We start from the raw sequence: 15,179 nt of genomic DNA, 5'->3' as shown, positions 1-15,179 counted from the left end.
GCAAAACCTGGCTTACCTGAATGCCATAGTCATTTTGCGTCCTGCTGATAGGGTTCAAGTGTTTGCATCATGATGTATTGAAGCCTTTCCAACTGCTTCGTGTAATATAAGTAGCCAAGCAAGCATTCGAATGCTGTACTGTGGCGATATTCCAATATATCTGCATTTTTCGCTGATGTCCCTGACTTGGCATTACGTCCACGCTTGACGATATCCGCTTCCTCTTCGCTCAGTATCGGCATGAGACGCTGCAGATTTTTGGCCTGCGCCTTCGCCGAAACATATTGTGTAGACAGACGATGCAGGTGATTCGGACGTTGATTGGCCATTGAAATGACGTATTGTCGAATAAATACCTCATAGATCGCGTCCCCGATATAGGCGAGTACGATCGGACCGAGCAGCTTCGGTTCTTTGGCGGGAGGAAAGCAGAATAAGTCAGTCTCCATAACAAAGGGTTCTTGGCTCATTATTTCCTCCGCCAACGAATACCTTGTGCCGTATCCTCCAGTGTGATCCCCTTTTCCGTCAACAGATCGCGGATTTCATCCGCACGCGCCCAGTTCTTCGACTTGCGTGCTTCCGTGCGATCAATAATCAATTGTTCGATTTCCTGATCCAGCAGCTGCTCCGCTGGTTGGGCTAATATTCCCAATACTTTATCCATCGTTTCAAAACGCTCCAGCAGCAGCTGCAGCGAGCTGCGTGTCACTTCCGCCTGCTGTAGATATGGATTCGCTGCACTAACCAGTTCAAATACAGCCGTAATCGCATCTGGTGTATTAAAGTCATCATTCATTTTCAATTCAAATTGTCGCTGTACTTCAGCAACCGCGTGTAGGATTTCTTCGGCAACCTCTCCTTCAGCAGCCGTAGACAGACGATGCTTAATATTGGCCAGACAATTCTCGATTCGCGCCAATCCATTGTTGGCTTGCTCAATGGTCTCTTCACTGAAGTTCAGCGGGTTGCGATAATGCACCGACAGCATGAAGTAACGTAAGGTTTGCGGGCTGATCGTTTGTAACAGCTGATGGACATTGACACCGTTACCGAGTGATTTCGACATTTTTTCATTATCAATATTAATATACCCATTATGCATCCAGTAGTTAGCCATAGGGTGGCCGGTCAAGCATTCAGATTGCGCAATTTCACATTCATGATGAGGGAACTGCAGATCCTGCCCTCCCCCGTGGATGTCGATCGTATCACCTAAATATTTGCGAACCATCGCGGAGCACTCGATATGCCAGCCAGGTCGTCCTTGGCCCCATGGACTGTCCCATGAGATTTCGTCTGGCTTAGCAGCCTTCCATAGTACAAAATCCTGTGGGTTTTCCTTACGATCGTCAACCTCTACACGGATGCCGAATTGCAATTCGTCCAGATTTTGATGCGACAGCTTGCCGTATTCTATGAACTGCGTTGTACGGAAATACACATCACCACCGCGCTCATAAGCGAAGTCTTTTTCAAAAAGACCCTCAATGAATGCGATGATTTCGTCAATATTCTCGGTTACACGTGGGTTTAATGTGGCTCTGCGGATGCCTAAGCCTTCCGTGTCCTCATAAAACTTTTGAATAAACATATCCGCCACTTCAGGGACGGATAATTCCATTTGCGCCGCTTTTTTAATCAGCTTATCGTCCACATCGGTAAAATTAACAACATAATTGACTTCATAGTTGATGGATTCCAAATATCTCCGAACGACATCAAAGAACACCATCGGACGCGCATTCCCTATATGGATGTAATCATATACGGTCGGACCACATACGTACATTTTCACTTTTCCAGACTCGAGAGGCTGAAATTCATCCTTTGCTCTTGTTAGTGTATTATAAATTTTAAGCACCATGATCCTGGCTACCTCCACTTGTCTGTTTGATAGTCTCTACTTCCAATTTCAAATCATCAATCTGCTGCTGCAGTTGTCGAAACATATCGATAACCGGATCGGGCAAATTATTATGATCCAACCGTCCCACACGAACCCCATCCCGCTTCACGATTCGTCCAGGTATACCTACAACTGTACTATTGGGCGGCACCTCACTGAGTACAACCGCATTGGACCCAATGCGTGAATTATCGCCTACAAGAAAAGAGCCCAGTACCTTGGCTCCGGAGGCAATTACTACGTTACTGCCGATCGTCGGGTGACGTTTTCCCTTTTCCTTACCGGTGCCTCCAAGGGTTACCCCTTGATAGAGCACGACATCATCGCCAATCTCACATGTCTCTCCGATAATTACCCCCATACCGTGATCGATGAAAAAACGGCGACCAATAACAGCTCCCGGATGAATCTCAATTCCGGTCATGAAACGGCTCCATTGGGATATCACTCTGGCTATTGTATACCAATGGTTTTTGTACAGATGGTGTGCCACACGATGCGCCCATAGCGCATGCAGACCTGAATAAGTAAAGACCACTTCAAACCAGCTGCGAGCCGCCGGGTCATTTTCGAATATCGTCGAGATATCTTCTTGCATGAACTTCAACAAGCCATTCCACCTGCTTTCCTTCTTGTCGTAGGCTGACCAACAAGCTGTACACATAGAAAAGCCCCCACAGCCATAAAGGCTGCAGAGGCGAAAAAGTCGCGGTTCCACTCTGCTTGGACAGCATAATCCTATCCATCTCAACTGTTCGTAACGTGAACAGGTACGGTAAGACTACCTTGACTTCAGCTATGCTCATTACAGGCATCCATCTGAAGCAGCTCGTCAATACGGCTCCCAGGTGCATTTCCAACGAAAGGATATGGACAGCTTTCAGCTCGGGCTGTATAGCCGCGGTTGTCCTCTCTGTAAAACCCTTACTCAATTGTACTCTCCTGATCTACGCCACGATTGTTATATTAGGATTAGTATAACGAAAAAGCATTCGGTTTACAATAATTTGTTCAACCGTGCTGCAACCTTCTCTTTTCCCAGCAAAAACACGGTCATATTGAGGTCTGGTCCATGCGTTTGACCTGTTAAGGCAACACGAATCGACATAAAAAGCGGCTTGCCTTTATAGCCTGTGGCCTTCTGAACAGCTTTCAGCATAGCTGGAATAAGCTCAGCTTCAAAGGCTTCAGCACGTTCCACTTCGTCCAGGAACCCGCGAATGACAATCGGTGCATATTCTTCAGCCAAGATGGCCTTTGCTTCTTCTTCCTCATAGGAAACATCTTCCTGAAAAAAGATTTGGCTCAGCTGGACGATCTCCCCAGCGTACTGCATACGGTCTTGATTCAAGCCTACAAGCTTGTTAATCCAATCTTCCTGCTCGGAGTTCAATGTCTGCGGAACCAGTTCGGCATTTTGCAAATGCGGCAGCGAAAGCGCAACGACACGAGACAGCTCCGTTTTTTTCATATAATGGTTGTTCATCCAATTCAACTTGTCCATATCAAATACAGCTGGGCTTTTGGACACACGGCTTAGATCGAATTGAGCTATAATTTCTTCTTTGGTAAAAATCTCTTCTTCGCCTACTGGAGACCATCCGAGTAAAGTAATAAAGTTCAGCACCGCTTCAGGCAAATAACCCAAATCCCGGTATTGGCCAATAAACTGGACGATCGACTCATCACGCTTGCTCATTTTCTTACGGTCCGGATTTAATATGATCGACAGATGGGCAAATTCCGGAATCGGCAATCCCAGTGCTTCATACATCAGGATCTGTCTTGGCGTATTCGACAAGTGCTCCTCGCCGCGAATAACAAGGTTAATTTTCATCAAATGATCATCCAGAATAACAGCAAAATTGTAGGTCGGGATTCCGTCCGCGCGTACAATGATGAAGTCACCAATCCCATCGGATTCAAATTCCACATGCTCACGAATCCGATCCTTAAAAGCGATCAGACGGCCCTCGGGAACACGGAACCGTATCGACGGCTTACGTCCTTCAGCGTCATAGGCTGCAATTTGTTCCGCAGTTAAATAACGGCCCTTTCCTGAGTAACGCGGCATTTCCCCTCTTGCTTCCTGCTCGGCACGCTCCTGCTCCAGCTCCTCCTCGGAACAATAGCAGGGATAGGCATGTCCGCCAGCAAGAAGCTGCTCCACGAAAGGCTTGTACAAATCCAGACGCTCCATTTGACGGTAAGGTCCGTACTCGCCACCAATGTCGAGACTCTCATCCCAATCCAAACCAAGCCACTTTAATCCATCCAGTTGATTGCTGACTCCGGACTCAATATGTCGGCTTTGATCGGTATCCTCGAAGCGAATAATAAATTGTCCGCCATCTTTACGAGCCATCAAATAATTAAATAATGCTGTTCGCGCTCCACCGATATGTAATTGACCGGTTGGACTTGGCGCATATCTTACACGCAAATGATCTGACATCATAATGGCTCCTCTCCTGTATTAAAAACCGTTAGCCAAATAATAATAGTTGTTATGATAGCACATTTCTTATTAGACAAACAACCGATTGTGAAGCAATTCCTTCACCGCGGCCTGTAAAACCCAACTGTTCAGTAGTGGTTGCTTTGACATTGACCTGTGAGGGCTCCGCTTCCAGTGCTTGAGCAATACGTTCCACCATCGCCGGAATATAGGGAGCCATCTTGGGTTTCTGGGCAATGATCGTTGAATCGATATTTCCCAGCTTATAGCCCGCCTCTTTGGCCAACTGCCATACCTGCACCAATAGCTGGTAGCTATCGGCATCCTTGAACGCCTCATCCGTATCCGGAAAATGCTTGCCGATATCTCCCATGCCAAGCGCTCCAAGTATCGCATCGCTGATCGTATGCAGCAATACATCCGCATCCGAGTGACCGAGCAGCCCTTTTTCATAAGGAATTTCAATTCCACCGATTATACATTTACGCCCTTCCACCAGCTGGTGTACGTCAAAGCCTTGTCCTACTCGAATCATGATTGCTTCTCTCCCCTAACATTATGGATAATCCAATTGGCCCAAGGTAGGTCCTCCGGCGTTGTGATTTTAATATTGTAATAGTCCGCTTCTACAACCTGAACGCTTATGCCCAATTGTTCAACAAGCATGGCATCATCCGTACCGATAAATCCTGTCTTCTTTGCCTGCTCATAAGCTTCCAGCAGCAATGAAAAGCGAAAAGCCTGTGGGGTTTGAATAGCCCACAAGCTTCGACGATCAGGCGTGGATTGAATCTTTCCCGTCGTGTCAACTACTTTAATCGTATCCTTAACGGGTACTGCCAGAACAGCTGCTCCCGTTTCCATTGCTTTATGCCAGCAAGCGATAATATGCTCCATGGCTGTAAAAGGCCGGACACCATCATGCACCAATACCCATTCCGTATCCGTGGTCAGCATCTGTAAACCTTTGTAAACGGAGTCCTGCCGTTCTTGGCCACCTGCGACAACCGATTGCACCTTGGATAGCCCATACTGCTTAATATAGCCCCTACAGCGCTCTACATCATCGGCACCCGTTACGAGTACGATGGAGTTAACCTGTTCCATCTTTTGAAAAAGACTCAATGTATGTACAAGAATCGGCTTTCCATCTAAAATCAGAAACTGTTTGCTTTCCACGGTTTGCATTCGCGAACCTTTACCCGCAGCCACAACAACAACCGCCAGTTGACTCATATATCTTATTCACCTGCCGTCTGCATCCTAGCGCCTTCTCACACTTACGCTGCTGGTGTCATTGTGTTCCCAACATGGTTTCGAAGGTACCGCACTCATCTATCATAAACGTTTCAGAGTGCTTTTTCCAATAATTTCGGTTTGGCAAAAATCATTCGGCCGGCAGAGGTCTGCAGCACACTGGTCACCATCACTTCAAGCGTTGTCCCGATGAACTCCCGTCCACCTTCCACAACGATCATCGTACCGTCATCCAGGTAAGCAACCCCTTGTCCGTGCTCCTTGCCGTCCTTAATGACCTGAACCAAAATTTCTTCTCCCGGTAGCACAACCGGTTTAACTGCATTTGCCAAATCATTAATATTGAGAACCGATACCCCTTGCAACTCGCACACTTTATTCAAATTAAAATCATTGGTGATCACTTTGCCCTGCAGCACCTTGGCGAGCTTGACCAACTTGCTGTCCACTTCGGAAATCTCTTCGAAATCCCCTTCATAGATCAACACCTTCACATCAAGTTCCTTTTGGATTTTATTCAAAATATCCAGCCCACGGCGACCGCGGTTCCTTTTAAGCAAATCTGATGAATCCGCAATATGCTGCAGTTCCTCCAACACAAACTCAGGAATAACCAGCGTCCCCTCAATAAATCCGGTTTTGCAAATGTCGGCGATGCGGCCGTCGATAATGACACTGGTATCCAAAATTTTATGTTCCTCAAAGCCCTTCACTTCGCCTGCTGCTGCACGTTCTCTGGAAGAACGACTTTTGGTCAGCAAACTGATGAATTCCTCACGTTTGGCGTAGCCCAGACGAAATCCTACAAAGCCCAGCATCGCGGTCAATACCGTATGCAAGAATGGAGATAATAAACCAGCTTGCTCAAAAGGCGTCAACAGGTTGACTGTCAGCAGCAAACCTACCCCAAGCCCAAGTATCCCTGATATCAAATCAGCAATAGGGATATGCCCAATCCACTTCTCTGCGCGCTGCAAAAGCTTCCATCCATAATCAGCTACCCAAGCGCCTATCCCATAAAATAGCAAAACCCCAATAACCATCATCCAATAGCCTTGTCCTGCCACTTCCTTGATACCAAAAACGGTATCCAGCATACCAAAAAAAGGTTTACCAACGATAGCACTCCACTCAAAACTCAATAGACCTCCAATAACGGCAAAAACACATTGAAACCATTTTTTCATCAATAGGGTCACCTCCATGCTCCTTTTCATACGTTCAGGTTCGTTAACATTATGAACCAAAAGCTTGCTGCCTAATCCTCAGTTATGTAAAAAAAACAAAAAAAGCATTTAAATTCCGAATACGGAAAATAAATGCTTTTCATTTTCGACTTATTTTAAAGAGATGGAGTTTCCGGCTTCACATCATCACCGGATTTACGTGATCTTTTACGCTTTGTAAACAGTCGTTCAGCGTTTTTTTTTAAGCCATACAGCGCATACAGTAGCAGCGGTACAAAAATCATTTTAGATAACGTGCCTGGAAATTGAATGGCAACAACAACAGCGATGATCACAACAACCGGTGTAATCCAGATCGCTTTCTTGGGAATGCCCATTTTTTTGAAATTAGGGTATTTGACTGTACTTACCATCAAATAAGATAACAATAATGTACTCAGGACGAGTACAAACGTATTTAATTCATTGTGAAAGAGCGCCAATGTACACAAGACACCACCAGCAGCCGGAATCGGCAAGCCGATAAAATAACCGGGAGTACCCGCAATCACGTTAAACCGTGCCAGACGAAGTGCACCACAAATTGGAAAAGCTGCAGTTGCAATCCAGGCTGTCGCGGCATTCAATTCTGTAAAAGCCACAACATACATAATAAAAGCCGGTGCTACACCAAACGAAATGACATCGGATAGGGAATCCAATTCTTTACCAAATTCACTTTGTACGTTCAACGCTCGAGCAACTCGTCCATCCAAACCATCCAGAAGCATGGCAATGATTACCATAATAGCAGCTAAGTCCGGTTGCTTATTGAAAACGAGAATGATCGCGATAATTCCCAAAAATAGATTTCCTATTGTGAAAATATTGGGAAGAGATTTTGTCAGCATGTTTTGTCCACCTCTGGTTTTACTTTACCCTAATACTTCTTACTATATTAAGGCACCCACTGATTGTTTGCAAGCTAAATGTGTCTGTCAATGAATACTTGGTCCTTGATTCTTTTCAAACCTTCTTTGATTGTCCTTGCCCGAACCTCTCCAATTCCTTCCACTTCGTCCAATTCGCCGATCGTTGCCATCATCAAATGAGGGAGACGTCCAAACCGTTCCACAACATTTTGAATGATCGTAGAGGGCATCCGAGGAATCTTGTGCAGCACACGATAGCCCCTTGGGGAAACGGTTTCTTCAGCGCTGTTGCTGGCAGTTGGATAGCCGAGCAGTCGAGCCACGTGATAATGGTCAAGCATCTCTTCGGATGCCAACCGTTTGAGGCTGTTGGTCAAATCCTTGATTTTGTCCTCATTCAAATCCTTCACATAATCCTTGAGCAGCAAATAAGCATCGTATTCAATTGTACCTACTAACTCTTCAAGCTGCATGCTGATGAGTCTTCCTTCGGTTCCAAGCTCCACAATGTATCGCTTGATTTCAGCCTTGATTCGCAGCACCATCTCAACTCGTTGAATAACATTGGTCACATCATGCAGCGCAACCAGTTCTTCAAATTCAGAGGCGCCCAGGTTGGTCAGAGCCTGGTCAAGCACCGATTTATATTTTTCCAGCGTCTGAATCGCTTGATTAGCTTTGGTAAGAATAACGCCTATATCTTTTAACGAATAGCGCAGATTTCCTTGATACAGGGTGATTACGTTACGTCTCTGTGATATGGATACCACAAGCTTGGAGGTTTGCTTCGCTACACGTTCAGCCGTACGATGCCGTATCCCCGTCTCAGAGGAAGAAATGGTGGAGTCGGGTATCAGCTGGGTATTGGCATACAAAATCATTTTAACATCTTCACTAAGAATGATCGCTCCGTCCATCTTGGCCAGTTCATATAAATAGTTGGGAGAAAAATCACAATTAATCGAAAAACCGCCGTCAACCAGTTCCATCACTTCCGGACTGTAGCCTACAACAATCAAGGCTCCGGTCTTGGCACTAAGCACATTGTCGAGCCCAGCTCTAAAAGCAGTGCCTGGCGCAACTAATTGCAATAGCTGGTTCATTACATCTCTCTTTACTTCTTCCTTGCTCATGTTGTTCCTCCCTGCCGGCCCTGTTTTAACATCTATCCTAGTGCTGCTTTTAATGCTTCTGATACTGTGTTTACGCCTATGATTTCTATACCCGTGGGCGGTGTCCAGCCCTTCAGGCTTTTCTCAGGGACTATTACTCTGCGAAAACCAAGCTTCTCAGCTTCCCTGACTCGCTGATCGACACGGGAAACTCCGCGTACCTCACCCGTTAACCCGACTTCGCCAAATACGACATCAAAAGGTTGTGTTGGCTGGTCTCTGAGACTGGAGGCGATACTGACCGCTATGGCCAAATCAACAGCAGGTTCATCCAGCTTAATGCCACCGGCAACATTGACATAGGCATCCTGATTTTGCAAAAACATGCCCATACGTTTTTCCAAAACTGCGATAATTAAAGCGAGACGATTATGATCGATGCCTGTAGCCATCCGCCGCGGTGAAGGAAAATTCGTTGACGATACGAGAGCCTGAAGTTCCACAAGCACGGGTCTCGTTCCCTCCATGCTGGCGACAACCGTAGAGCCGGCGACCCCAAGCGGCCGTTCCGATAAAAATAGCTCCGACGGATTGCTTACCTCAACCAAGCCGGTTTCCCGCATCTCAAAAATACCGATTTCGTTCGTTGATCCAAACCGGTTTTTCACCGCACGGAGAAGCCGATAGGAGTGGTGCCGTTCTCCTTCAAAGTAGAGAACACAATCGACCATATGTTCGAGCATCCGCGGGCCGGCAATTGCCCCTTCCTTAGTAACATGACCCACGAGCACCGTGGCAATACCTTTGATTTTGGCAATTCGCATAAAATGGCCTGTGCATTCTCTAACTTGGGATACACTTCCAGGTGCCGAGGTTACAGCCGGATGGTATACCGTTTGGATCGAATCGATAACCAGAAAGTCCGGTTGAACCTCTGCAATGGACTCCTCTATCAGCTCCAGGTTCGTTTCACAAAGTACATACAGCATTTCCGAGGACGCATTCAACCGATCAGCACGAAGCTTGGTTTGGCGTATCGATTCTTCTCCGGAAACATAAAGAACTTTTTTTCCCACCTGCGTCAGATCATGCGAGGTTTGCAGCAGCAGCGTTGATTTACCAATACCAGGGTCACCACCAACCAGAAGCAAGGAACCGGGAACCAAGCCTCCTCCCAGTACACGGTTCAACTCTTTATTACCCGTTAGGATGCGCTGTTCCTCTCCACTTTTTATATTTATGATCGATATTGCCTTTTCTTTCGTATGGAGTAAAGAAGAATGTGTCATCTGTGTTTTGGATATGGTTTCTATCTCTTCTACAAACGTATTCCAAGCTTGACAACCCGGACACTTTCCTAACCATTTGGGCGAATCGTATCCGCATTCCTGGCAGCAGAATTTTGTTTTTTGCTTAGCCATCTGTAATCTCCCTGCTGATTTCAATTGTTAGCTTTATTATAATCGTATCCATCAAAGTTTACCATTTTGCACAAGTAATGAAAACCCTACTCTGATAAAGAAAAAAGCACCCTTCCTCCTGTGTATCGAAGGAAAGATGCTCTCGCTTTTTAATAAACTCATTGTTCAAAAAGTATCTGTCTTATTAAGACTGAGCTACGGTCAGCGCTCCATCTTTTTCATCGATTACCAATGAATTACCTTTAACTATCGTGCCGCGGAGCAGTTCCTCGGAAAGACGGTCTTCAATATGTTTTTGGATCGCTCTACGAAGCGGTCTTGCTCCATATGTCGGATCGTATCCTTCTTTGGCCAGAAAAGCTTTGGCTTTGTCGGTGAGGATGAAATCAACATCCTGTTCCTTAAGACGCTTGCTCAGGTCAGCTGCCATCAATGTCACAATTTGACCGATATGCTGCTCATCCAAGGAATGGAATACGATGGTTTCATCGATTCTGTTCAGGAATTCAGGACGGAAGCTTTTCTTCAACTCGCCCATTACCTTATCCTTCATGTTGCTATAATCTTTACCTGCATCCTGGTTAGCGGTGAACCCAAGTGAAGAATTTTTCTTGATTACATCTGCCCCAACGTTTGAGGTCATAATAATCAGCGTGTTACGGAAGTCGACTGTACGACCCTTGGAATCCGTTAAACGTCCATCCTCCAACACTTGAAGTAAAATGTTGAATACTTCAGGATGCGCTTTTTCAATCTCATCCAGCAGTACTACGGAATAAGGCTTGCGGCGTACTTTCTCGGTAAGCTGACCGCCTTCTTCATAGCCTACATATCCTGGAGGGGCCCCTACCAGACGTGAAGTCGAATGCTTCTCCATATACTCGGACATATCAATCCGAATGACCGCATTCTCATCACCAAACAACGATTCCGCTAACGCACGTGCCAGCTCGGTTTTACCTACACCTGTAGGTCCCAGGAAGATGAATGATCCAATCGGACGTTTCGGATCCTTAAGTCCTGCTCTCGCACGACGTATCGCGCGGCTTACAGCTTTTACAGCTTCTTCTTGACCGATGACACGATCATGTAAAATGGATTCCATTTTGAGCAGGCGTTCGGTTTCTTCTTCAGCCAGCTTGAGGACCGGAATACCCGTCCAGCTTGCTACAACCTGAGCGATATCCTCAGGAGTCACCTCGGAATCTGTACTTCCTTGCTTTTCTTTCCATTCGTTCTTCGTGGAATCCAGTTCCTCACGCATTTTTTGCTCGGTATCACGCAGCGAAGCAGCCTTTTCAAACTCTTGGCTCTGTACGGCAGCATCTTTTTCTTTGCGCACATCCTCCAGCTTGCTCTCCAGCTTTTTCAAATCCGGTGGTACCGTGTACGAGCGAAGTCTCACTCTGGAGCCTGCTTCATCCATCAAATCGATTGCTTTATCCGGAAGGAAACGGTCTGGGATGTATCTATCCGATAATTGAACAGCTTGCACAATTGCTTCATCCGTAATTTTCACACGGTGATGGGCCTCGTAGCGGTCACGTAAGCCGTACAAAATTTGGATCGCTTCTTCTGGTGAAGGCTGATCTACGGTGATAGGCTGGAACCGTCTTTCCAAAGCAGCATCTTTCTCAATGTACTTACGGTACTCATCCAGCGTCGTTGCACCGATGCATTGAAGCTCTCCACGAGCCAGAGCCGGTTTTAGAATGTTGGATGCATCGATAGCACCTTCAGCGCCACCAGCTCCAATCAAGGTATGAAGCTCATCAATGAACAGTACGATATTGCCCGCTTGACGAATTTCATCCATGATTTTTTTAAGACGATCCTCAAATTCACCACGGTATTTAGTACCTGCTACTACAGATCCCATATCGAGTGTCATAACACGTTTATCACGAAGGGTTTCCGGAATTTCGTTGTTAATAATTTTTTGAGCCAAGCCTTCAGCAATCGCTGTTTTCCCGACTCCAGGCTCACCTATAAGAACAGGGTTGTTTTTGGTTCTACGACTCAACACCTGAATAACACGTTCGATTTCTTTGCTTCTTCCGATAACCGGATCCAGATGGCCTTCCTTCGCATAAGCAGTCAGATCGCGAGCCAAACCATCCAACGTAGGCGTGTTTACATTTACCGTATTGGCATGGCTTGTTGTTACAGTCTCACTGCTGCCCAGTAATTGCAGAACTTGCTGACGCGCTTTATTTAAGCTCACACCCAAATTATTCAATACTCGCGCGGCTACACCTTCACCTTCACGAATAAGACCAAGCAGGATATGTTCTGTTCCAACATAAGTATGACCAAGCTTGCGTGCTTCATCCATGGACAGCTCTATAACTTTCTTGGCACGTGGTGTGTATGCAATGTTGGTCGGCTGCTCTTGACCCCGGCCTATCAAAGCTTCCACTTCGTCTTGAATCTTCTCCAAGCCAAGTCCCAAAGCTATCAGTGCTTTGGCCGCTATGCCATCGCCTTCACGGATAAGTCCAAGCAAGATATGCTCCGTACCGATATTATTATGGCCCAAACGAACAGCTTCCTCTTGAGCTAAAGACAGTACTTTCTGCGCACGTTCCGTAAATCTTCCAAACATCATATATAACACACCTTTCTGTTATAAAATAAGAAAATTACTTACACCTTAGCATAACGCCCCATTGCTGCGCTACTCGGGTGTGAGCCTCTCCCGAATGAGCTGTGCCCTTCGTATATCTCTTTCTTCAGAACTTAACTTTTCTCCTGCATGCTGCTGCAAAAAGCCTGGCTGTGTCATGACCATAAGCTCGTTCATGACTTGCATGGGGACATTTTTGATAATACCCAAATCAATACCAAGCCGAACATCCGAAAGTCGCTGAGCAGCTTCCTTGGAGTCCATAATCGCGGCATAAGACATGATGCCAAAAGATCGACTCACGCGATCCACCAGCTTCGCCTTCATCTCGAGCTGAAGCTTCTCTCTGGCTCCGCGTTCATGCTCGATAAGCTGGATGACTACCCCACATAAATTATCGATAATTTCCTTCTCTGATTGACCTAAAGTAATCTGATTGGAAATTTGGAACAGATTGCCCAAAGCCTCGCTGCCTTCACCATACAGACCACGTACAGCCAAACCTACCTGTGTAATGGCTGACAAAATTCGGTTAATCTGCTGGGTGATCACTAAAGCAGGTAAATGAATCATTACCGATGCCCTGATTCCAGTACCAACGTTCGTCGGACAACTGGTCAAATAACCGCGTTTTTCATCAAAAGCATAGTTCAGCTGTTCTTCAAAAACATCGTCCAGCTGATTCGCCAAATCCCACGCTTCCTGAATCTGGAACCCAGAACACAAGCATTGTATTCGTAAATGATCTTCTTCATTCAGCATGATGCTGATCGATTCGTTGTCACTTAGAATAACGGCCCCGTTACGCGATTCATTGGCTAAGGCGGGACTGATCAAATGTTTTTCAACCAGTACTCGCTTCTCAAGCTCATCCAATTCGTCCAAGTTCAGTATCGAGAAATCACTAATGGTTCGCAATTCCTCATTCTGCAGAAGGCCCGTTAACAGGTCCAACACTTCCTTGGACTGATCACTTGTCGAAAGCATAGGAAAGGGATGCGACTGCAGGTTCCTGGCAATACGTACTCTGCTGCTGATTACGATATCTGAGTCGGGGCTTTCACCCTTCATCCAATCACTTAAGGCTTGTTCCGTAAAACGATTTGTTACCATAAGCTTGCCTCCTGCCTGCTCAAAGGAACTAAACTTATCCTTCTAGTACTTTTTTCTCCAAATTGCGAATCTCATCCCGAAGTTCAGCTGCTTGTTCGAACTCTTCATTTTCAATTCGATGCAAAAGCTCTTTCTTCAAGCATTCGATTTCCCGCTTATGCTTTATTAACCCACCTGAACGTTTAGGAACCTTTCCGGTATGAACCGTACTACCGTGAACTCGTTTAAATAAAGGATCTAACTTCTCATCGAAGTATTTATAACAAGAGCTGCAGCCAAATCTGCCTACTTTGCTGAACTGGCTGTACGTTAACCCACAATTCTCACAACGGCTTGGCTGAGCTTTAGGGGTTAACCCTTGACTGGCAGGATCGAAATCCAGCAGCCCTGAGAGTAAATTATGAATCGAAAATCCATTCGGTGTCCCGGGGATTAATTCCCCCTTGTCTCTTGCGCATGATTCACAAATGTGAAACTCCGTTTTTTCCCCATTAAGAATTTTGGTGAAATGCAGTGTTGCCTGTTTCTTGCCGCACTCCTGACAAATCATTGGAATCCCTCCTTATTTGCTCAACAAGGAAATCAGCATGGCTTTTAAAATCTTGGCTCGGATCTCATCACGGAGAGGCAGCTTCAGCTGGAGAACGTCTCTAGAGATCGCTGCTCTCATCATCGCTGCTTCTCTTGTCGTAATATACCCGCTCTCCTCCAACTGATATAGCAAGCCCTCTGAGGTCCCTTGATCGATCTGTGAGCAAATCGTTTTGAAAATAAGATCGAGAACAGACCCGTGAGCGTTCAGCTCGATTTTTTGAATACGGATATAGCCGCCGCCGCCGCGCTTGCTCTCTACAATATAACCCTTTTCCAATGTAAACCGGGTACTGATGACATAATTAATTTGAGAAGGAACACATTCAAATTGATCCGCCAAATCGTTACGTTGTATATCTACTACGCCTTCATCGCTTAGCTGCAAAATACTTTTCAGGTATTGCTCGATGACTTCCGAGACATTACGCATCAATTCGACCTCCTTACGAGAAGTAAATTGACTTTGACTTTCTTTGACTTTGACTTTATTATAGCAGTTTTCTGATAATTTGCAACTGGGAGCTGCATCATTTTATTTTCCGCTTTTCGGACTGTTTTATTCTATAAGTGCAAAACAAAAAATAGCCTTTT

The 15,179-nt window shown here is 45.8% G+C and carries 15 protein-coding genes; all 15 read right to left on the bottom strand.

Going from position 1 to position 15,179, the window contains the following annotated elements; translation table 11 throughout:
• Positions 1–29 precede the first annotated feature (29 nt).
• The 15 genes from OB236_RS06105 to OB236_RS06035 all read right to left on the bottom strand — a co-directional run bounded on the left by OB236_RS06105 (position 30) and on the right by OB236_RS06035 (position 15,018).
• Entirely contained in the window at positions 30–470 is a 441-nt protein-coding gene (locus OB236_RS06105) for a Mini-ribonuclease 3 (RefSeq protein ID WP_076237531.1), read from the bottom strand.
• A complete protein-coding gene (cysS, locus tag OB236_RS06100) occupies positions 470–1,867 on the bottom strand; it encodes a cysteine--tRNA ligase (protein ID WP_262683205.1) in 1,398 nt (465 codons plus the stop codon). The genes OB236_RS06105 and cysS overlap by 1 nt, the downstream gene beginning before the upstream one ends.
• Complete coding sequence (cysE, locus tag OB236_RS06095; RefSeq protein WP_083689852.1) at positions 1,857–2,507, bottom strand: serine O-acetyltransferase; 651 nt, start codon at positions 2,505–2,507, stop codon at positions 1,857–1,859. The genes cysS and cysE overlap by 11 nt, the downstream gene beginning before the upstream one ends.
• On the bottom strand, positions 2,473–2,841 hold the full coding sequence (locus OB236_RS06090) for a hypothetical protein (protein WP_262683204.1): 369 nt from the start codon (positions 2,839–2,841) through the stop codon (positions 2,473–2,475). The genes cysE and OB236_RS06090 overlap by 35 nt, the downstream gene beginning before the upstream one ends.
• Positions 2,842–2,906: 65 nt before the next feature.
• Entirely contained in the window at positions 2,907–4,364 is a 1,458-nt protein-coding gene (gltX, locus tag OB236_RS06085) for a glutamate--tRNA ligase (protein WP_262683203.1), read from the bottom strand.
• Between the two features lie 52 nt (positions 4,365–4,416).
• On the bottom strand, positions 4,417–4,902 hold the full coding sequence (gene ispF / locus OB236_RS06080) for a 2-C-methyl-D-erythritol 2,4-cyclodiphosphate synthase (protein ID WP_240421589.1): 486 nt from the start codon (positions 4,900–4,902) through the stop codon (positions 4,417–4,419).
• Positions 4,899–5,603, bottom strand: coding sequence for a 2-C-methyl-D-erythritol 4-phosphate cytidylyltransferase (gene ispD / locus OB236_RS06075; RefSeq protein WP_262683202.1), 705 nt, complete (start codon positions 5,601–5,603; stop codon positions 4,899–4,901). Before ispD ends, ispF begins: the two co-directional genes overlap by 4 nt.
• Positions 5,604–5,716: 113 nt before the next feature.
• On the bottom strand, positions 5,717–6,814 hold the full coding sequence (locus OB236_RS06070) for a PIN/TRAM domain-containing protein (RefSeq protein ID WP_076237539.1): 1,098 nt from the start codon (positions 6,812–6,814) through the stop codon (positions 5,717–5,719).
• Between the two features lie 152 nt (positions 6,815–6,966).
• Complete coding sequence (pssA, locus tag OB236_RS06065) at positions 6,967–7,701, bottom strand: CDP-diacylglycerol--serine O-phosphatidyltransferase (RefSeq protein ID WP_076237540.1); 735 nt, start codon at positions 7,699–7,701, stop codon at positions 6,967–6,969.
• Positions 7,702–7,775: 74 nt separating this feature from the next.
• Positions 7,776–8,855, bottom strand: a complete 1,080-nt coding sequence (gene disA / locus OB236_RS06060) for a DNA integrity scanning diadenylate cyclase DisA (RefSeq protein WP_076237541.1) — start codon at positions 8,853–8,855, stop codon at positions 7,776–7,778.
• Positions 8,856–8,887: 32 nt separating this feature from the next.
• On the bottom strand, positions 8,888–10,255 hold the full coding sequence (radA, locus tag OB236_RS06055; RefSeq protein WP_262683201.1) for a DNA repair protein RadA: 1,368 nt from the start codon (positions 10,253–10,255) through the stop codon (positions 8,888–8,890).
• 184 nt (positions 10,256–10,439) lie between these two features.
• Complete coding sequence (gene clpC / locus OB236_RS06050) at positions 10,440–12,863, bottom strand: ATP-dependent protease ATP-binding subunit ClpC (protein WP_076237543.1); 2,424 nt, start codon at positions 12,861–12,863, stop codon at positions 10,440–10,442.
• 69 nt (positions 12,864–12,932) lie between these two features.
• Positions 12,933–13,994: a protein arginine kinase gene (locus tag OB236_RS06045; protein WP_262683200.1), complete on the bottom strand. Its 1,062-nt coding sequence runs from the start codon at positions 13,992–13,994 to the stop codon at positions 12,933–12,935.
• Positions 13,995–14,028: 34 nt separating this feature from the next.
• Entirely contained in the window at positions 14,029–14,544 is a 516-nt protein-coding gene (locus OB236_RS06040; protein ID WP_076237545.1) for a UvrB/UvrC motif-containing protein, read from the bottom strand.
• Between the two features lie 12 nt (positions 14,545–14,556).
• Positions 14,557–15,018, bottom strand: coding sequence for a CtsR family transcriptional regulator (locus OB236_RS06035; RefSeq protein ID WP_076237546.1), 462 nt, complete (start codon positions 15,016–15,018; stop codon positions 14,557–14,559).
• Positions 15,019–15,179: the final 161 nt, after the last annotated feature.

It is taken from the genome of Paenibacillus baimaensis (assembly GCF_025567575.1).
The sequence above is the reverse complement of the archived record's forward strand: the minus strand, read 5'-3'. Positions and strand labels throughout refer to the sequence as shown.